Here is a 19,150-nt window from a genome sequence, read left to right on the forward strand (position 1 = left end):
CAGATTGGATTGACAGGCTTCAGCGATGAAGCGGGTTGATCAAAACGAATTTGCCTGGCGGCAATAGCGCGGTGGTCCCACCTGACCCCATGCCGAACTCAGAAGTGAAACGCCGTAGCGCCGATGGTAGTGTGGGGTCTCCCCATGCGAGAGTAGGACACTGCCAGGCATCAAACAAAGCCGAAAGCCCTGAACTGACGTTCAGGGCTTTTTGCTATGCGTAAAATAAATATCCTGACAGTATCTATTACTTTGAAAAATGCCTTTTTGGGCATATGTAGCTTATCCTTATAAGGAGGCATAATGTTTCTTTGCTAGGGAAATAGCCAGCTAAATATATAATTGATAGTTCCAGATTATTATTTAAATAATAAAAATATCTATCTATGAACAGACTGATGAGAATTATCCGGTTATATCAAAGATAAATCTTAATTCTTCAGTGTATTAGTCGATAAATTTCACGTTAATTAAAACAAATATTAGCCAGACGCCTCGAATCGAGTAGACTAGTCGGAAGATTATTTCCGTATAGGTACTGAACGTTATGTCTACTGAAAGCGCGTCTTTAAAAAACCACAATACGTTTGCGCTCCCGGTCAACGCAGCGCACCTGATCATGGCCGATAGAATTGAGCTGATGCTCAAGGTGTGGCAACAAACGCGCAAGCGTCAGGAGCCGTTGCTGATTCTCGGTGAAGGTAGCAACGTGCTGTTCCTGGAGGATTTTTCTGGCACAGTAATGGTCAATCAGTTGAAGGGTATTGATGTTCGGGAAGATAACGATGCCTGGTATCTCCACGTCAGTTCCGGTGAAAATTGGCATGACCTGGTGCAATATACGCTGCAGGCTGGGATCTGCGGTCTGGAAAACCTGGCGTTGATTCCTGGATTGGCCGGTTCTGCCCCTATCCAGAACATCGGCGCCTACGGCGTCGAATTGAAAGACGTCTGCGAGTATGTCGATCTGCTGGACTTCTCTACCGGCGCTATCGATCGTATTCCGGCTGCCGAGTGTGGTTTTGGCTACCGGGAAAGTATTTTCAAACACCGTTTCCAGACCGGACATGTCATTGTCGGGCTGGGTCTGCGCCTCAACAAACAGTGGCAACCCAAATTGAGCTACGGCGATCTGGCCAAGCTGGATCCTGCCACGGTGACGCCGCTTCAGGTATTTGAATCCGTATGCGCCATGCGCCGCAGCAAGCTGCCCGATCCACGTGAAACCGGCAATGCCGGCAGCTTCTTCAAGAATCCGCTGGTGAACGCAGAGAAAGCCGCAGAACTCATCGCTAAATATCCCGCTATGCCGCATTATCCACAGCAGGATGGCCAGGTGAAGCTGGCCGCCGGATGGCTTATCGATCAATGCGAACTGAAAGGATATCGTATCGGTGGCGCTGCGATACACCGCCAACAAGCGCTGGTGTTGGTGAACATCGCCAACGCCCACAGTCAGGATGTGGTGGCGTTGGCGCGCCACGTACGCAAGACGGTGGCTGATAAATTCGGCGTGTGGCTGGAACCTGAGGTGCGTTTTATTGGCGCGACCGGTGAACTGAATGCCGTGGCGGTGCTGTCATGAAAGATACCAAGGTGCCGTTAAAACTGATCGCGCTGCTCGCTGACGGCGAATTCCATTCCGGTGAACACCTCGGTGAGTCACTGGGCATGAGTCGCGCGGCGATCAATAAGCATATTCAGACCATTCGCGAATGGGGACTGGATGTCTTTACCGTGCCCGGAAAAGGCTATAGCCTGCCTGGCGCCATCCAGCTGTTGGAAGCCAAGCGAATCCTCAGCCTGCTGGAAGACAAGCGTGTAAGCGTGTTGCCGGTGGTCGATTCCACCAACCAATACTTGCTGGACCGCATCGACGAATTGCACTCTGGTGATGCCTGCGTCGCTGAATACCAACAGGCAGGACGAGGGCGCCGCGGGCGGCAGTGGATCTCGCCATTCGGCGCTAATTTATATCTGTCGATGTTCTGGCGACTGGAGCAGGGGCCGGCAGCGGCTATGGGGCTTAGCCTGGTGATCGGGATGGTGATGGCGGAGGTCTTGCAGCGTCTCGGTGCGGCTGATGTGCGCGTGAAGTGGCCTAACGATCTTTATCTGAACGATCGTAAATTGGCGGGGATCCTGGTCGAACTGACGGGAAAAACCGGCGATGCGGCCCAACTGGTCATCGGCGCCGGCATCAACCTGGCGATGCGTGATACCAATGCCAGCGCCATTACTCAGGGATGGATTAACCTACAGGAAGCGGGAATTCAGATCGATCGCAATGAACTGGCTGCAACCTTGCTTAATGAACTGCGTCAGTCATTGAAACAGTTTGAGATAGACGGACTCGCGCCCTTTATCGGTCGCTGGCGTACGCTGGATAACTTTATCGACAGGCCGGTCAAGCTGCTGATTGGCGAGCGGCAGATTGTGGGTATCGCCCGAGGAATCGATTCACAGGGCGCACTGCTGCTGGAACAGGACGGGGAGATCAAGCCCTTCATCGGTGGCGAGATATCGCTGCGCAGCGCGGAATAGTGAGAAAAGACAAGGGGACAGTAATGTCCCCTGAATCGATCGGTAGGCTTACTTTCTTAAACGCACGCTTTCAACGGCGTGGTTAGCGCTTTTGGTCATTATCAGGCTGGCGCGTTCACGGGTGGGCAGTATATTCTGCTGCAAATTCAATCCGTTAATTTCATTCCATAATTGCGTGGCGATATTAATCGCCTCCGGTTCCGGCAATTTTGAATAATTATGGAAATAAGAATCGGGATTGGAAAATGCGCCCTGGCGGAATTTCAGAAAACGATTGATATACCAGCTTTGCAATAGCGTCTCCGGCGCATCGACATATATAGAGAAGTCGACAAAGTCGGAAACGAATACGCGATGCGGATCGTGAGGATAATCCATACCGCTTTGCAATACGTTAAGCCCTTCCAGGATCAGAATATCCGGTTGCTCGATGACTTTATTACCTTCGGGCACAACGTCATAGATCAAATGAGAATAAACCGGAGCGGTGACGCGTTTGGCGCCGGATTTCACTTCCGACACGAATTTCACCAGGCTATGCATATCGTAAGACTGCGGGAAGCCTTTTTTCTTCATCAGGCCGCGTTCGTTCAGCACCTTATTAGGGTGCAAGAAGCCGTCGGTCGTGATCAACTCAACGCTGCGGTGTTCTGGCCAACGGCTCAACAACGCCTGCAACAGACGTGCGGTTGTGCTCTTACCTACGGCTACGCTGCCGGCGATGCCGATGACATAGGGAATCTTTTGCCCGTCGGTGCCGAGGAATTGCTCGAGCACCGCCTGCCTACGCAGGTTGGAACTGATATAGAAGTTCAACAGCCGTGACAGCGGCAGATAAATCTGCGCAACTTCTTCCAACGAGAGATCTTCGTTAATCCCTTTCAGTTTAACGATCTCTTCTTCCGACAACGTCAGCGGCACCGAATCTCGCAACGCAGCCCATTGGGTACGATCGAACTGTAGGTAAGGCGTTGCTAAAGATTGATCTCTTTTTATCATAAGCCAAATTCTGCCTGTTAACGCAGGTTGGGAAAGGCGCCGGACGCCAACTCCAGAGAATAAACAAGCTGCATATTATAGACAGCTTCGTTTTTGGCGTAGACTTTTTTCGCAAAAGTTGTCGATAGGCAGCAGTTTATGTCAATTGTGCGAAGCGGCGCGCAGTTGATAAAGCGGGGTTGCAAGGCGGTATCATCAGAGCCGGATACCGCCTGAAGACTAACTGGCGATGGCGCGCGAAGGCTGACTTACGGTGAACAGACGTTTGTAATAAATGACGGTCGGATGGTAATGCCCATCGGGACCCGCTGCATAATCCGGCAGCTCACCCAAACAGCGATAACCCAGGCTGCGATAAAGCGCTTCTGCCGCCGAACCGGCCTGCGTATCCAGATACAATAGCCCGCGTTGCTGCTGCAGTGCCGCGTACTCCAGCGTCTTCATCAGAGCCTGACCTACGCCGTTGCGGCGAGCACGGCTATGCACCAACAGCTTCACTACCTCCGCACGATTACGGCCGTTCGGCTTCTGGCCAAGCTCAAGTTGCACGGTGCCAACGACGCCGCGATCGTCACGGGCAATCCACAGCAGCAGGTCACCTTTGGCCAGGGCCGGTCGCAGACTGTGGAAGTAGCTCTCGGCGTCTTCGTGAGGAATTAAGGTGTCGTAACCGACAGAAGCGCCGTGCGTGACGGCATCGGTCAACAGGCGGGCCAATTCATCGCGGTAAATCGGCAACGTAGCGGCGTTGATAGGCACTATTTTCATCGGTCATTCCTCCTGGGATGGGGGGAATGAAGAGAAGCAATAACTGAGCCACAGCGGCGAAAGGCATAGCAACGGCAAATAGGGCGAGGGATCAGTGTAGCCCACGCCGCAGTTCGGGGCAGGTATCCCCTTTTTGGTGCATCGATCCCGCTCACAGTTTACCATCGCGGGTTAAGTGTTTTGAGAAGCCCGACACGGAGAAAGCGGCGCTCAAGGCTTGCAAAAAGTGGATAAAATTGTAGAGAATGATTGCCGCGAGTGATGAATGTTTGCACGCCGCAGGCTGCAAATTGCATGACAGTATGCAAAATTGACTGATTTATGAGCGAAAGTGCGCGTAAAGCAATTTTTTTGTTGCATAGGTCGCCCGCTCTACCTAGAATGCGCTGCACTTGATGCCGGCTTAGCTCAGTAGGTAGAGCAACTGACTTGTAATCAGTAGGTCACCAGTTCGATTCCGGTAGCCGGCACCATTCAAGTCACAAGTAGTTAAAATCTGGTGGGGTTCCCGAGCGGCCAAAGGGAGCAGACTGTAAATCTGCCGTCACAGACTTCGAAGGTTCGAATCCTTCCCCCACCACCAAATCTTGCCTTCGGCGATTAACTGAGATGCGATAAATACCGCAACGGTTGATGGCGGGAGGAGAGGGCGAAAGCCTTCGGCAAGGTTCGAGCTGTGCAGCGCAAGGCGCAGCCGGCCCGAAGGATGCGAGCCGAGTGATGAACAATCCTGCTCCATCCCAAAATTCTACAGAAAAATCAGGTAGCCGAGTTCCAGGATGCGGGCATCGTATAATGGCTATTACCTCAGCCTTCCAAGCTGATGATGTGGGTTCGATTCCCACTGCCCGCTCCAAGATGTGCTGATATAGCTCAGTTGGTAGAGCGCACCCTTGGTAAGGGTGAGGTCGGCAGTTCGAATCTGCCTATCAGCACCACTTCTTAATTTCTCGCCCCCTGATTTTCTTTCTGTTCTGGATTCAACGAGCAAATGCTTGGTTGATGTGGTGATACCACCGATTTATCCGTGTCTTAGAGGGACAATCGATGTCTAAAGAAAAGTTTGAACGTACAAAACCGCACGTTAACGTCGGTACTATCGGCCACGTTGACCACGGTAAAACTACCCTGACTGCAGCGATCACTACCGTACTGGCTAAAACCTACGGCGGTTCTGCACGTGCTTTCGACCAGATCGATAACGCGCCAGAAGAAAAAGCTCGTGGTATCACCATCAACACCTCCCACGTTGAGTATGACACCCCGACTCGTCACTACGCGCACGTTGACTGCCCAGGGCACGCCGACTACGTGAAAAACATGATCACCGGTGCTGCTCAGATGGACGGCGCGATCCTGGTAGTAGCTGCGACTGACGGCCCAATGCCTCAGACTCGTGAGCACATCCTGCTGGGTCGCCAGGTTGGCGTTCCTTTCATCATCGTATTCATGAACAAATGCGACATGGTTGATGATGAAGAGCTGCTGGAACTGGTAGAAATGGAAGTTCGCGAACTGCTGTCCGCTTACGACTTCCCAGGCGACGACCTGCCAGTAATCCGCGGTTCCGCGCTGAAAGCGCTGGAAGGCGAAGCTGAGTGGGAAGCGAAAATCATCGAACTGGCCGAAGCTCTGGACAGCTACATCCCAGAGCCAGAGCGTGCAATCGACAAGCCGTTCCTGCTGCCAATCGAAGACGTATTCTCCATCTCCGGTCGTGGTACCGTTGTTACCGGTCGTGTTGAGCGCGGTATCATCAAAGTTGGCGAAGAAGTTGAAATCGTTGGTATCAAAGACACCGTTAAGTCTACCTGTACTGGCGTTGAAATGTTCCGCAAACTGCTGGACGAAGGCCGTGCTGGTGAGAACGTTGGTGTTCTGCTGCGTGGTATCAAACGTGAAGAAATCGAACGTGGTCAGGTACTGGCTAAGCCAGGCTCCATCAAGCCGCACACCCAGTTCGAATCTGAAGTGTACATCCTGAGCAAAGATGAAGGTGGTCGTCACACGCCATTCTTCAAAGGCTACCGTCCACAGTTCTACTTCCGTACTACTGACGTGACCGGTACCATCGAACTGCCAGAAGGCGTAGAGATGGTAATGCCAGGCGACAACGTGAACATGAAAGTTACCCTGATTCACCCAATCGCGATGGACGACGGTCTGCGTTTCGCAATCCGTGAAGGCGGCCGTACTGTAGGCGCTGGTGTTGTTGCTAAAGTTATCGCTTAATCGCTGATAAAGTTTGACGCGACACGCGGTAAAAGGGCATCATTTGATGCCCTTTTTCTACGCTGTGAACTAGAACCTATCTCATCAGCGATTTTGCAGTCATAATCATTGGTGAGATGGGCTCTTAAACCGTATTGACTGAAATACGTCATGGCGTAAAACACCGGGATATCGCTAATGCGCTATCCGATCGGTTTGGTTTGCCTCGCAATGCGAGGCAAAGTTGTTTGTTATGAATCATCATTGTGACAGGTTGGTTTATGAGTGCGAATACCGAGGCTCAAGGGAGCGGACGCGGCCTGGAAGCGGCAAAGTGGCTGATCGTCGCCGTTCTGTTGGTTGTGGCTATTGTCGGTAACTATTACTACCGTGATTTAAGCCTGCCATTGCGCGCGCTGGCAGTTGTGCTGATCATCGCCGTTGCAGGTGCAGTGGCTCTGATGACCACCAAAGGCAAAGCCACCGTTGCGTTTGCCCGTGAAGCGCGTACCGAAGTACGTAAAGTGATTTGGCCAACTCGTCAGGAAACGCTACACACCACGTTGATCGTTGCCGCGGTAACCGCCGTGATGTCACTGATTCTGTGGGGACTGGATGGTATTCTGGTCCGTCTGGTGTCGTTTATTACTGGCCTGAGGTTCTAAAATGTCTGAAGCTCCAAAAAAACGTTGGTACGTCGTTCAGGCGTTTTCCGGTTTTGAAGGTCGCGTAGCGCAATCGCTGCGTGAACACATCAAACTGCACGATATGGAAGAGCTGTTCGGCGAAGTGATGGTGCCTACGGAAGAAGTGGTTGAAATCCGTGGCGGTCAGCGTCGCAAGAGCGAGCGTAAGTTCTTCCCTGGCTATGTGCTGGTGCAGATGGTGATGAATGACGCCAGTTGGCACTTGGTGCGCAGCGTACCGCGCGTCATGGGGTTCATCGGCGGAACGTCTGACCGTCCAGCGCCGATCAGCGATAAAGAAGTTGATGCGATCATGAACCGCCTGCAGCAGGTCGGTGACAAGCCGCGTCCGAAAACGCTGTTCGAGCCGGGCGAGCTGGTGCGCGTCAACGACGGCCCGTTTGCCGATTTCAACGGCGTGGTCGAAGAAGTCGATTACGAGAAGAGCCGCCTGAAAGTTTCCGTTTCCATCTTCGGCCGTGCAACGCCGGTGGAACTGGACTTCAGCCAGGTTGAAAAAGGCTGATCGAATAATCAGCAGTAAGCGGCCTGTTGCCGCTTGTCAAAGGCGCGAAATTGAACTACAATTTCGCGCCTTTTGTTTTTAGATGCCTTGCCTGATGTTTGTCCGGCGAGGTTAAACACGGGGAGCCTCTCACGAGGCGATACTACCCAAACCGAGGAAATTTAAATGGCTAAGAAAGTACAAGCCTACGTTAAGCTGCAAGTTGCAGCTGGTATGGCTAACCCGAGCCCACCAGTGGGTCCAGCTCTGGGTCAGCAGGGCGTTAACATCATGGAATTCTGTAAGGCGTTCAATGCTAAGACTGACAGCATTGAAAAAGGTCTGCCGATTCCGGTTGTTATCACCGTTTATTCTGATCGCTCCTTCACTTTCGTTACCAAAACCCCGCCGGCAGCAGTTCTGCTGAAAAAAGCGGCTGGTATCAAGTCTGGTTCCGGTAAGCCGAACAAAGACAAAGTAGGTAAAGTGACCCGTGCTCAGGTACGTGAAATCGCAGAAACCAAAGCTGCGGACATGACTGGTTCTGACGTTGAAGCGATGACTCGCTCCATCGAAGGTACCGCTCGTTCCATGGGCCTGGTAGTGGAGGATTAAGAGATGGCTAAGCTGACCAAGCGCATGCGCGTGATCCGTGACAAAGTTGATGCGACTAAACAGTATGACATCACTGAAGCTGTTGCTCTGCTGAAAGAGCTGGCCACCGCTAAATTCGTAGAAAGCGTTGACGTTGCCGTTAACCTCGGCATCGACGCTCGTAAATCTGACCAAAACGTTCGTGGCGCTACCGTTCTGCCACACGGCACCGGTCGTTCCGTTCGCGTTGCCGTATTTACCCAAGGCGCTAACGCTGAAGCTGCGAAAGCTGCAGGCGCAGAGCTGGTAGGTATGGACGATCTGGCTGAGCAGATCAAGAAAGGCGAAATGAACTTCGACGTTGTTATTGCTTCCCCGGATGCAATGCGCGTTGTTGGTCAACTGGGCCAGATCCTGGGTCCACGCGGCCTGATGCCAAACCCGAAAGTGGGTACCGTTACTCCGAACGTTGCTGAAGCTGTGAAAAACGCTAAAGCAGGTCAGGTTCGCTACCGTAACGACAAAAACGGCATCATCCATACCACCATCGGTAAGGTTGATTTCGACGCAGACAAACTGAAAGAAAACCTGGAAGCCCTGCTGGTTGCGCTGAAAAAAGCAAAACCTTCTCAGGCGAAAGGTATGTACATCAAGAAAGTTAGCCTCTCCACCACCATGGGTGCTGGCGTTGCTATCGATCAGAGCGGTCTGTCTGCCGCAGCGAACTAATCGCACTTGCGATTATCGCTTTGACTTGGGGCCAAGATTTGTCTAGAATCTTATGCCCCAAGGTTTTACTATTGGCTATGCCGTAGGCAAAACAAAGATTTTTCGGTTGGAGCCTGGCCTATCCAGGCCTCCGTCCAAGACCGCAGGTGTATCGCGAGATACTTAATCCTTCCTGCGTAGACGGTGACAGAGCCTAAGAAAATTTTTCTTTTTTATAAAAGAATGTCTTTGCTGGATTCTGCTCACCGTGTTAAGCCGCTCGGCGTGGCGTTTTACAAAGCGCCGAGTGAAGTGAGTTCCGGGGGATTTTCCCCGGCTAATCCAGGAGCAAAAAGCTAATGGCATTAAATCTTCAAGACAAACAAGCGATTGTTGCTGAAGTCAGCGAAGTAGCCAAAGGCGCGCTGTCTGCGGTTGTTGCGGATTCCCGCGGCGTTACCGTAGATAAAATGACTGAACTGCGTAAAGCAGGTCGTGAAGCTGGCGTTTACATGCGTGTTGTTCGCAACACCCTGATGCGTCGCGTAGTTGAAGGCACTCCATTCGAATGCCTGAAAGACACGTTTGTCGGTCCAACCTTGATTGCATTCTCTCACGAACACCCGGGCGCTGCTGCTCGTCTGTTCAAAGAGTTCGCGAAAGCGAATGCAAAATTCGAGGTTAAAGCTGCGGCCTTTGAAGGTGAGCTGATCCCAGCGGCGCAAATCGACCGCCTGGCGACGCTGCCAACTTACGAAGAAGCGATCGCACGCCTGATGGCAACCATGAAAGAAGCCGCTGCCGGCAAACTGGTTCGCACTCTGGCTGCAGTACGCGATCAGAAAGAAGCGGCGTAAGCCACTCTTTCTTAGCCTTTGCTAACGTATTTAAACTATTTCTGAATTTTAGGAACAATTGTTATGTCTATCACTAAAGACCAAATCCTGGAAGCAGTTGCCGCTATGTCCGTAATGGACGTTGTTGAACTGGTTTCCGCTATGGAAGAAAAATTCGGCGTTTCTGCTGCTGCTGCTGTAGCTGTAGCTGCTGGCCCAGCTGAAGCTGCTGAAGAGAAAACTGAATTCGACGTTATCCTGAAAGCTGCAGGCGCTAACAAAGTTGCTGTTATCAAAGCAGTACGTGGCGCTACCGGCCTGGGTCTGAAAGAAGCTAAAGACCTGGTTGAATCTGCTCCAGCCGCTCTGAAAGAAGGCGTGAGCAAAGATGACGCAGAAGCTCTGAAAAAATCTCTGGAAGAAGCTGGCGCAGAAGTTGAAGTTAAATAAGCCAACCTTTCCGGTTGCAGCCTAGTCTTTTAGGCTGATGGCTGGTGACTTTTTAGTCACCAGCCTTTTTGCGCTGTAGGGCGCCAGTAGCGTTTCACACTGTTTGGCTGCTGGTTTCGCCTCCCAATGTTTGTTTCTATTGACGACTTAATATACCGCGGTCTTTGCACTACCAGGAGTTCTGGGGGAAGGCGCGATGAAATGGTTTAAGCGTGATAGCAAGAGACATTGCGGAAAGTGTTCCCGCTTTCCGGTCGACAAAACGGTGTTGCATGAACTGTCCTTAATCGGACGGACAGATTGGGTCACTGATCAGCGAGCTGAGGAACCCTATGGTTTACTCCTATACCGAGAAAAAACGTATTCGTAAGGATTTTGGTAAACGTCCACAAGTGCTGGACATACCATATCTCCTTTCTATCCAGCTTGACTCGTTCCAGAAGTTTATCGAGCAAGATCCAGAAGGGCAGTACGGCCTTGAAGCCGCATTCCGTTCTGTTTTCCCTATCCAGAGCTACAGTGGCAATTCGGAGCTGCAATACGTTAGCTACCGTCTTGGTGAGCCGGTCTTCGACGTCAAAGAGTGCCAGATCCGTGGTGTGACGTTCTCTGCACCGCTGCGCGTAAAACTGCGCCTGGTTATCTATGAGCGCGAAGCGCCTGAAGGTACGGTCAAAGACATCAAGGAACAAGAAGTCTACATGGGCGAAATTCCGCTCATGACCGAAAACGGCACCTTTGTGATCAACGGTACTGAGAGGGTTATCGTATCTCAGTTGCACCGTAGTCCTGGCGTATTCTTCGACAGCGATAAGGGTAAAACCCACTCCTCGGGTAAAGTGCTGTACAACGCACGTATCATCCCTTACCGCGGTTCATGGTTGGACTTCGAGTTCGATCCGAAAGACAACCTGTTCGTGCGTATTGACCGTCGCCGCAAACTGCCTGCGACCATCATTCTGCGCGCGCTGAACTACACCACTGAACAGATCCTCGACCTGTTCTTTGACAAGATCGTCTTCGAAATCCGCGACAACAAGCTGCAGATGGAGCTGGTGCCTGAGCGCCTGCGTGGTGAGACCGCTTCGTTCGATATCGAAGCCAACGGCAAGATCTACGTAGAGAAAGGCCGTCGTATCACCGCCCGTCATATCCGTCAGCTGGAAAAAGACGACATTCAGAGCATTGAAGTACCGGTAGAGTACATCGCGGGCAAAGTGGTCGCGAAAGACTATATCGATACCAATACCGGCGAACTGATCTGCGCAGCCAACATGGAGCTGTCGCTGGATCTGCTGGCCAAGCTGAGCCAGTCCGGCCACAAGCGTATCGAAACGCTGTTCACCAACGATCTGGATCACGGCGCGTATATCTCTGAAACGCTGCGTGTCGATCCGACCAACGATCGTCTGAGCTCGCTGGTAGAGATCTACCGCATGATGCGTCCTGGTGAGCCGCCAACGCGCGAAGCTGCCGAAAGCCTGTTCGAGAACCTGTTCTTCTCCGAAGACCGCTACGATCTGTCCGCGGTCGGCCGTATGAAGTTCAACCGTTCTCTGCTGCGCGACGAGATCGAAGGTTCGGGCATCCTGAGCAAAGACGACATCATCGAAGTGATGAAGAAGCTCATCGATATCCGTAACGGCAAGGGCGAAGTGGACGATATCGACCACTTGGGCAACCGTCGTATCCGCTCCGTCGGCGAAATGGCCGAGAACCAGTTCCGCGTAGGTCTGGTGCGTGTTGAGCGTGCGGTGAAAGAGCGTCTGTCTCTGGGCGATCTGGATACCCTGATGCCTCAGGACATGATCAACGCCAAGCCGATTTCGGCGGCGGTGAAAGAGTTCTTCGGCTCCAGCCAGCTGTCCCAGTTCATGGACCAGAACAACCCGCTGTCCGAGATCACGCACAAGCGTCGTATCTCCGCACTGGGCCCGGGCGGTCTGACCCGTGAGCGCGCCGGCTTTGAAGTTCGAGACGTACACCCGACCCACTACGGCCGCGTGTGCCCAATCGAAACGCCGGAAGGTCCAAACATCGGTCTGATCAACTCCCTGTCCGTGTACGCACAGACTAACGAGTATGGCTTCCTGGAAACCCCGTACCGCCGCGTGCGCGACGGCGTGGTGACCGATGAGATCAACTACCTGTCTGCTATTGAAGAAGGCAACTTCGTTATCGCCCAGGCGAACTCCAACCTGGATGAAGAAGGCCGCTTCGTAGAAGACCTGGTCACCTGCCGCAGCAAAGGCGAATCAAGCCTGTTCAGCCGCGACCAGGTTGACTACATGGACGTATCCACCCAACAGGTTGTTTCCGTTGGTGCTTCACTGATTCCATTCCTGGAACACGATGACGCCAACCGTGCATTGATGGGTGCGAACATGCAACGTCAGGCCGTACCAACCCTGCGCGCTGACAAGCCGCTGGTCGGTACCGGTATGGAACGCGCTGTAGCGGTTGACTCCGGCGTAACCGCCGTTGCCAAACGCGGCGGTGTGATCCAGTACGTGGATGCTTCCCGTATCGTTATCAAAGTTAACGAAGACGAGATGTACCCGGGCGAAGCAGGTATCGATATTTACAACCTGACCAAGTACACCCGTTCTAACCAGAACACCTGCATCAACCAGATGCCGTGTGTGAATCTGGGTGAGCCAATCGAGCGCGGCGACGTGCTGGCGGATGGCCCATCGACAGACCTGGGCGAACTGGCACTGGGCCAGAACATGCGCGTAGCGTTCATGCCTTGGAACGGCTACAACTTCGAAGACTCCATCTTGGTCTCCGAGCGCGTGGTGCAGGAAGATCGCTTCACCACCATCCACATCCAGGAACTGGCGTGCGTGTCTCGCGACACCAAGCTGGGGCCTGAAGAGATCACCGCCGACATCCCTAACGTGGGTGAAGCTGCGCTCTCCAAGCTGGATGAATCCGGTATCGTGTATATCGGTGCTGAAGTGACCGGCGGCGACATTCTGGTCGGTAAGGTAACTCCTAAAGGCGAAACCCAGCTGACGCCGGAAGAGAAACTGCTGCGTGCGATCTTCGGTGAGAAAGCGTCTGACGTTAAAGACTCTTCTCTGCGTGTGCCGAACGGCGTTTCCGGTACGGTTATCGACGTACAGGTCTTCACCCGCGATGGCGTGGAAAAAGACAAGCGCGCGTTGGAAATCGAAGAGATGCAGCTGAAGCAGGCGAAGAAAGACCTGACTGAAGAACTGCAGATCCTGGAAGCCGGCCTGTTCGCACGTATCCACGCGGTGCTGGTTGCGGGTGGCATCGAAGCCGACAAGCTGAGCAAACTGCCGCGCGATCGCTGGCTGGAACTGGGCCTGACCGACGAAGAGAAGCAAAACCAGCTGGAGCAGCTGGCTGAGCAGTACGACGAACTGAAATCCGACTTCGAGAAGAAGCTGGAAGCCAAGCGTCGTAAGATCACTCAGGGCGACGATCTGGCGCCGGGCGTGCTGAAAATCGTCAAGGTTTATCTGGCCGTTAAACGTCAGATCCAACCGGGTGACAAGATGGCGGGCCGCCACGGTAACAAGGGTGTTATCTCCAAGATCAACCCGATCGAAGATATGCCTTACGATGAAAACGGCACGCCGGTAGACATCGTACTGAACCCGCTGGGCGTACCATCACGTATGAACATCGGTCAGATCCTGGAAACCCACCTGGGTATGGCTGCGAAAGGCATCGGTGAGAAGATCAACCAGATGCTGAAGCAGCAGCAGGAAGTGGCCAAGCTGCGTGAGTTCATCCAGAAGGCCTACGATCTGGGCGACGACGTTTGCCAGAAAGTTGACCTGAACACCTTCAGCGACGACGAAGTGCTGCGTCTGGCAGAGAACCTGAAAAAAGGTATGCCGATCGCAACGCCGGTGTTTGACGGTGCGAAAGAGACTGAAATCAAGAAGCTGCTGGAAATGGGTGGTATCCCGACCTCCGGTCAGATCACGCTGTTCGATGGCCGTACCGGTGAGCAATTCGAGCGCCAGGTTACTGTCGGCTATATGTACATGCTGAAACTGAACCACTTGGTTGACGATAAAATGCACGCCCGTTCAACCGGTTCTTACAGCTTGGTTACTCAGCAACCTCTGGGTGGTAAAGCGCAGTTCGGTGGTCAACGCTTCGGTGAGATGGAAGTGTGGGCACTGGAAGCATACGGCGCGGCTTATACCCTGCAGGAAATGCTCACCGTTAAGTCGGATGACGTTAACGGCCGTACCAAGATGTACAAAAACATCGTGGATGGCGATCACCGGATGGAGCCAGGCATGCCGGAATCCTTCAACGTACTGTTGAAAGAAATCCGCTCGCTCGGCATCAACATCGAACTGGAAGACGAGTAATCGTCATTCCGGCTCAGGCTCCCCGCCTAAGGGAGCCTGAGGGTGGTTGTTCAGGTCACACGGGTACCTACTGCGGTTGTGGGTACCCAACAGGTTTAACTCCGACAGGAGCCAATCCGTGAAAGACTTATTGAAGTTTCTGAAAGCGCAAACTAAGACCGAAGAGTTTGATGCGATCAAGATTGCTCTGGCCTCGCCAGACATGATCCGTTCGTGGTCGTTCGGTGAAGTTAAGAAGCCGGAAACCATTAACTACCGTACGTTCAAACCTGAGCGTGACGGCCTTTTCTGCGCCCGTATCTTCGGGCCGGTAAAAGATTACGAGTGCCTGTGCGGTAAGTACAAGCGCTTGAAACACCGCGGCGTGATCTGTGAGAAGTGCGGCGTTGAAGTGACCCAGACTAAAGTGCGCCGTGAGCGCATGGGCCACATCGAGCTGGCTTCCCCGACTGCGCACATCTGGTTCCTGAAATCGCTGCCATCCCGCATCGGTTTGCTGCTGGATATGCCGCTGCGTGACATCGAACGCGTACTGTACTTCGAATCCTATGTGGTGGTCGAAGGCGGTATGACCAACCTCGAGCGTCGTCAGATCCTGACTGAAGAGCAGTATCTGGACGCGCTGGAAGAGTTCGGTGACGAATTCGACGCCAAGATGGGTGCGGAAGCCATTCAGGCCCTGTTGAAAAACATGGATCTGGAAGCCGAGTGCGAGCAGCTGCGTGAAGAGCTGAACGAAACCAACTCCGAAACCAAGCGCAAGAAGCTGACCAAGCGTATCAAGCTGCTGGAAGCGTTTGTACAGTCCGGTAACAAGCCGGAGTGGATGATCCTGACCGTGCTGCCGGTACTGCCGCCGGATCTGCGTCCGCTGGTTCCGCTGGATGGCGGCCGTTTCGCGACCTCGGATCTGAACGATCTGTATCGCCGCGTGATCAACCGTAACAACCGTCTGAAACGCCTGCTGGATCTGGCTGCGCCGGACATCATCGTGCGCAACGAAAAGCGTATGCTGCAAGAAGCGGTAGACGCCCTGCTGGATAACGGCCGTCGCGGTCGTGCGATCACCGGTTCCAACAAACGTCCTCTGAAATCTTTGGCCGACATGATCAAAGGTAAGCAGGGTCGTTTCCGTCAGAACCTGCTCGGTAAACGCGTCGACTACTCCGGCCGTTCCGTAATCACCGTAGGTCCATACCTGCGCCTGCATCAGTGCGGTCTGCCTAAAAAGATGGCGCTGGAGCTGTTCAAACCGTTCATCTACGGCAAGTTGGAGCTGCGTGGCCTGGCCACCACCATCAAAGCCGCCAAGAAAATGGTTGAGCGTGAAGAAGCCGTCGTTTGGGATATCCTGGACGAAGTGATCCGCGAACACCCGGTACTGCTGAACCGTGCACCAACCCTGCACCGTTTGGGTATCCAGGCGTTTGAACCGGTTCTGATCGAAGGTAAAGCGATCCAGCTGCACCCGCTGGTTTGTGCGGCCTATAACGCCGACTTCGATGGTGACCAGATGGCCGTTCACGTACCGCTGACGCTGGAAGCCCAGCTGGAAGCGCGTGCGTTGATGATGTCCACCAACAACATCCTGTCCCCAGCGAACGGCGAGCCAATCATCGTTCCTTCTCAGGACGTTGTACTGGGTCTGTACTACATGACCCGCGACTGTGTTAACGCCAAGGGCGAAGGCATGGTGCTGAACGGTTCCAAAGAAGCTGAGCGCGTTTACCGCGCCGGCCTGGCGTCTCTGCATGCGCGCGTTAAAGTGCGTATCACCGAAGACGTCAAGAACGCCGAAGGCGAATGGACTTCTCAGACCAGCATCATCGACACCACCATCGGCCGCGCCATCCTGTGGATGATCGTACCGAAAGGTCTGCCGTACGCGATCGTTAACCAGCCTTTGGGCAAGAAAGCGATCTCCAAGATGCTGAACACCTGTTACCGCATCCTGGGCCTGAAGCCGACCGTAATCTTTGCTGACCAGATCATGTACACCGGTTTTGCTTACGCAGCCCGTTCCGGCGCTTCCGTAGGTATCGACGACATGGTTATCCCGGCCAAGAAAGCGGAGATCATCGAAGAAGCGGAAACCGAAGTTGCCGAGATCCAGGAGCAGTTCCAGTCTGGTCTGGTTACCGCCGGCGAACGCTACAACAAAGTGATCGATATCTGGGCTGCAGCGAACGAACGCGTTGCGAAAGCGATGATGGAAAACCTGTCGGTAGAAGACGTGGTTAACCGTGACGGCGAAGTGGAACAGCAAGTTTCCTTCAACAGCATCTTTATGATGGCCGACTCCGGTGCGCGTGGTTCCGCCGCTCAGATTCGTCAGCTGGCCGGTATGCGTGGCCTGATGGCGAAGCCGGACGGCTCCATCATCGAAACGCCAATCACCGCGAACTTCCGTGAAGGTCTGAACGTACTCCAGTACTTCATCTCCACCCACGGTGCTCGTAAAGGTCTGGCGGATACCGCACTGAAAACCGCGAACTCCGGTTATCTGACCCGTCGTCTGGTTGACGTGGCGCAGGACCTGGTGGTGACCGAAGACGACTGTGGCACCCACGACGGCATCCTGATGACCCCGGTTATCGAAGGTGGCGACGTGAAAGAGCCGCTGCGTGAACGCGTTCTGGGCCGTGTGACGGCAGAAGACGTCCTCAAGCCGGGTACGGCGGACATTCTGGTGCCGCGCAACACCCTGCTGAACGAGAAGGCGTGTGACCTGTTGGAAGAGAACTCTGTCGACAGCGTTAAAGTCCGTTCCGTGGTGAGCTGTGAAACCGACTTCGGTGTGTGTGCTAACTGCTATGGTCGCGACCTGGCACGTGGCCACATCATCAACAAAGGCGAAGCCATCGGCGTTATCGCGGCACAGTCCATCGGTGAGCCGGGTACACAGCTGACGATGCGTACGTTCCACATCGGTGGTGCGGCATCTCGTGCGGCTGCTGAATCCAGCATTCAGGTGAAAAACAAGGGTAGCATCAAGCTGAGCAACGCGAAGTTCGTTATGAACGCCGCAGGCAAGCTGGTGATCACCTCGCGTAACACCGAACTGAAACTGATCGACGAATTCGGCCGTACCAAAGAAAGCTACAAGGTGCCTTACGGCGCCGTGATGGGCAAAGGCGACGGTGAAGAAGTTAACGGCGGCGAAACCGTCGCTAACTGGGATCCGCACACCATGCCGGTCATCAGTGAAGTCAGCGGCTTCATTCGCTTCGCGGACATGGTCGACGGCCAGACGATTACTCGTCAGACCGACGAACTGACCGGTTTGTCTTCTCTGGTTGTTCTGGACAGCGCAGAGCGTACCGGTAGCGGTAAAGACCTGCGTCCGGCACTGAAAATCGTTGACGCTCAGGGCGAAGACGTATTGATCCCAGGTACTGATATGCCTGCTCAATACTTCCTGCCGGGCAAAGCGATCGTTCAGCTGGAAGACGGCATTCAGATCGGTGCGGGTGATACCCTGGCGCGTATTCCTCAGGAATCCGGCGGTACCAAGGATATTACCGGTGGTCTGCCGCGCGTTGCCGACCTGTTCGAAGCGCGTCGTCCGAAAGAGCCGGCAATCCTGGCTGAAATCAGCGGGATTATCTCGTTCGGTAAAGAGACCAAAGGCAAACGTCGCCTGGTGATCTCTCCGCTGGACGGCAGCGACGCTTACGAAGAGATGATTCCGAAATGGCGTCAGCTCAACGTGTTCGAAGGCGAAGTGGTGGAACGTGGCGACGTCGTTTCCGACGGCCCAGAGTCTCCGCACGACATTCTGCGTCTGCGTGGCGTGCATGCGGTTACCCGCTACATCACCAACGAAGTGCAGGAAGTTTACCGTCTGCAAGGCGTTAAGATTAACGATAAGCACATCGAAGTTATCGTTCGTCAGATGCTGCGTAAAGGCACCATCGTTAGCGCTGGTGGCTCCGAGTTCCTGGAAGGCGAGCAGGCTGAAGTGTCTCGCGTCAAGATTGCCAACCGTCAGCTGGAAGCTGAAGGTAAGATCCCGGCAACCTTCTCGCGCGATCTGCTGGGTATCACCAAGGCATCCTTGGCGACCGAGTCCTTCATCTCCGCCGCATCGTTCCAGGAAACGACGCGCGTTCTGACCGAAGCTGCCGTAGCCGGCAAGCGTGATGAACTGCGTGGCCTGAAAGAGAACGTCATCGTGGGCCGTCTGATCCCAGCCGGTACCGGTTACGCTTATCATCAGGATCGCATGCGTCGCCGTGCTCAGGGTGAAGCGCCGGTTGTTCCGCAAGTCAGCGCGGAAGAAGCGACGGCTAACCTGGCCGAGCTGCTCAACGCAGGCCTGGGCGGCAGCGACGACGAGTAATCGTCATCCGCGCCGCGGGCCCGGCATGCCGGGCCCATTGCCAGATAAACCGCTCCCTCGGGGGCGGTTTTTTTTCGCCTCATGCCGGGGCAGAGCAAACTTTGCTACTATGGTTACAGCAGAAATTGACCGGCGCTTTTACCAAG

The 19,150-nt window shown here is 53.9% G+C and carries 13 protein-coding genes, 4 tRNA genes, 1 rRNA gene and 1 other RNA gene; 17 read left to right on the forward strand and 2 right to left on the reverse strand.

What is annotated here, in order from left to right; translation table 11 throughout:
* Positions 1–53: 53 nt before the first annotated feature.
* The 3 genes from rrf to birA all read left to right on the forward strand — a co-directional run bounded on the left by rrf (position 54) and on the right by birA (position 2,544).
* A 5S ribosomal RNA gene (rrf, locus tag JL05_RS02070) occupies positions 54–169 on the forward strand.
* Positions 170–547: 378 nt separating this feature from the next.
* Entirely contained in the window at positions 548–1,585 is a 1,038-nt protein-coding gene (gene murB, locus JL05_RS02075) for a UDP-N-acetylmuramate dehydrogenase (protein ID WP_033631525.1), read from the forward strand.
* Complete coding sequence (gene birA / locus JL05_RS02080) at positions 1,582–2,544, forward strand: bifunctional biotin--[acetyl-CoA-carboxylase] ligase/biotin operon repressor BirA (RefSeq protein ID WP_004929427.1); 963 nt, start codon at positions 1,582–1,584, stop codon at positions 2,542–2,544. The genes murB and birA overlap by 4 nt, the downstream gene beginning before the upstream one ends.
* Before the next feature lie 48 nt (positions 2,545–2,592).
* On the opposite strand, the gene coaA is transcribed toward birA, so the two are convergent.
* Positions 2,593–3,543, reverse strand: coding sequence for a type I pantothenate kinase (coaA, locus tag JL05_RS02085; protein WP_025304936.1), 951 nt, complete (start codon positions 3,541–3,543; stop codon positions 2,593–2,595).
* Between the two features lie 219 nt (positions 3,544–3,762).
* Complete coding sequence (locus tag JL05_RS02090; protein ID WP_033631526.1) at positions 3,763–4,311, reverse strand: GNAT family N-acetyltransferase; 549 nt, start codon at positions 4,309–4,311, stop codon at positions 3,763–3,765.
* Between the two features lie 397 nt (positions 4,312–4,708).
* Here JL05_RS02090 and JL05_RS02095 point away from each other — a divergent pair.
* The 14 genes from JL05_RS02095 (at position 4,709) to rpoC (ending at position 19,004) form a co-directional block, all read left to right on the forward strand.
* Positions 4,709–4,784, forward strand: a tRNA-Thr gene (locus tag JL05_RS02095).
* Between the two features lie 25 nt (positions 4,785–4,809).
* Positions 4,810–4,894, forward strand: a tRNA-Tyr gene (locus JL05_RS02100).
* A gap of 46 nt (positions 4,895–4,940) precedes the next feature.
* A non-coding RNA gene (locus JL05_RS24410) (RtT sRNA) lies at positions 4,941–5,056 on the forward strand.
* A gap of 36 nt (positions 5,057–5,092) precedes the next feature.
* Positions 5,093–5,167, forward strand: a tRNA-Gly gene (locus JL05_RS02105).
* A gap of 6 nt (positions 5,168–5,173) precedes the next feature.
* Positions 5,174–5,249 (forward strand) — tRNA-Thr (locus JL05_RS02110).
* Between the two features lie 109 nt (positions 5,250–5,358).
* Positions 5,359–6,543, forward strand: a complete 1,185-nt coding sequence (gene tuf / locus JL05_RS02115; RefSeq protein WP_015379267.1) for an elongation factor Tu — start codon at positions 5,359–5,361, stop codon at positions 6,541–6,543.
* 260 nt (positions 6,544–6,803) lie between these two features.
* Complete coding sequence (gene secE / locus JL05_RS02120; RefSeq protein WP_004929916.1) at positions 6,804–7,187, forward strand: preprotein translocase subunit SecE; 384 nt, start codon at positions 6,804–6,806, stop codon at positions 7,185–7,187.
* A 1-nt stretch (position 7,188) separates the two neighbouring features.
* The gene (gene nusG / locus JL05_RS02125) at positions 7,189–7,734 is read left to right on the forward strand and encodes a transcription termination/antitermination protein NusG (protein WP_004929914.1); all 546 of its coding nucleotides are present in this window, start codon (positions 7,189–7,191) and stop codon (positions 7,732–7,734) included.
* Positions 7,735–7,899: 165 nt separating this feature from the next.
* Positions 7,900–8,328 (forward strand): 50S ribosomal protein L11, encoded by a 429-nt coding sequence (gene rplK / locus JL05_RS02130; protein WP_004929911.1) that lies wholly within the window; start codon positions 7,900–7,902, stop codon positions 8,326–8,328.
* A gap of 3 nt (positions 8,329–8,331) precedes the next feature.
* Positions 8,332–9,036: a 50S ribosomal protein L1 gene (gene rplA, locus JL05_RS02135; RefSeq protein WP_004929908.1), complete on the forward strand. Its 705-nt coding sequence runs from the start codon at positions 8,332–8,334 to the stop codon at positions 9,034–9,036.
* 338 nt (positions 9,037–9,374) lie between these two features.
* On the forward strand, positions 9,375–9,872 hold the full coding sequence (gene rplJ, locus JL05_RS02140) for a 50S ribosomal protein L10 (RefSeq protein ID WP_004929905.1): 498 nt from the start codon (positions 9,375–9,377) through the stop codon (positions 9,870–9,872).
* A gap of 63 nt (positions 9,873–9,935) precedes the next feature.
* Complete coding sequence (rplL, locus tag JL05_RS02145; RefSeq protein WP_004929903.1) at positions 9,936–10,301, forward strand: 50S ribosomal protein L7/L12; 366 nt, start codon at positions 9,936–9,938, stop codon at positions 10,299–10,301.
* A 332-nt stretch (positions 10,302–10,633) separates the two neighbouring features.
* A complete protein-coding gene (gene rpoB, locus JL05_RS02150; protein WP_004929900.1) occupies positions 10,634–14,662 on the forward strand; it encodes a DNA-directed RNA polymerase subunit beta in 4,029 nt (1,342 codons plus the stop codon).
* 118 nt (positions 14,663–14,780) lie between these two features.
* A complete protein-coding gene (gene rpoC, locus JL05_RS02155) occupies positions 14,781–19,004 on the forward strand; it encodes a DNA-directed RNA polymerase subunit beta' (RefSeq protein WP_021505232.1) in 4,224 nt (1,407 codons plus the stop codon).
* Positions 19,005–19,150: the final 146 nt, after the last annotated feature.

The organism is Serratia nematodiphila DZ0503SBS1, assembly GCF_000738675.1.
GTDB classification, from domain to species: Bacteria; Pseudomonadota; Gammaproteobacteria; order Enterobacterales; family Enterobacteriaceae; genus Serratia; species Serratia nematodiphila.

Coding starts and splice junctions, on each gene's coding strand:
- nusG (WP_004929914.1), top strand. CDS start 7,189: ATGTCTGAAGCTCCAAAAAAACGTTGGTACGTCGTTCAGGCGTTTTCC.
- rplL (WP_004929903.1), top strand. CDS start 9,936: ATGTCTATCACTAAAGACCAAATCCTGGAAGCAGTTGCCGCTATGTCC.
- birA (WP_004929427.1), top strand. CDS start 1,582: ATGAAAGATACCAAGGTGCCGTTAAAACTGATCGCGCTGCTCGCTGAC.
- rpoB (WP_004929900.1), top strand. CDS start 10,634: ATGGTTTACTCCTATACCGAGAAAAAACGTATTCGTAAGGATTTTGGT.
- rplK (WP_004929911.1), top strand. CDS start 7,900: ATGGCTAAGAAAGTACAAGCCTACGTTAAGCTGCAAGTTGCAGCTGGT.
- rplJ (WP_004929905.1), top strand. CDS start 9,375: ATGGCATTAAATCTTCAAGACAAACAAGCGATTGTTGCTGAAGTCAGC.
- secE (WP_004929916.1), top strand. CDS start 6,804: ATGAGTGCGAATACCGAGGCTCAAGGGAGCGGACGCGGCCTGGAAGCG.
- JL05_RS02090 (WP_033631526.1), bottom strand. CDS start 4,311: ATGAAAATAGTGCCTATCAACGCCGCTACGTTGCCGATTTACCGCGAT.
- rplA (WP_004929908.1), top strand. CDS start 8,332: ATGGCTAAGCTGACCAAGCGCATGCGCGTGATCCGTGACAAAGTTGAT.
- murB (WP_033631525.1), top strand. CDS start 548: ATGTCTACTGAAAGCGCGTCTTTAAAAAACCACAATACGTTTGCGCTC.
- coaA (WP_025304936.1), bottom strand. CDS start 3,543: ATGATAAAAAGAGATCAATCTTTAGCAACGCCTTACCTACAGTTCGAT.
- tuf (WP_015379267.1), top strand. CDS start 5,359: ATGTCTAAAGAAAAGTTTGAACGTACAAAACCGCACGTTAACGTCGGT.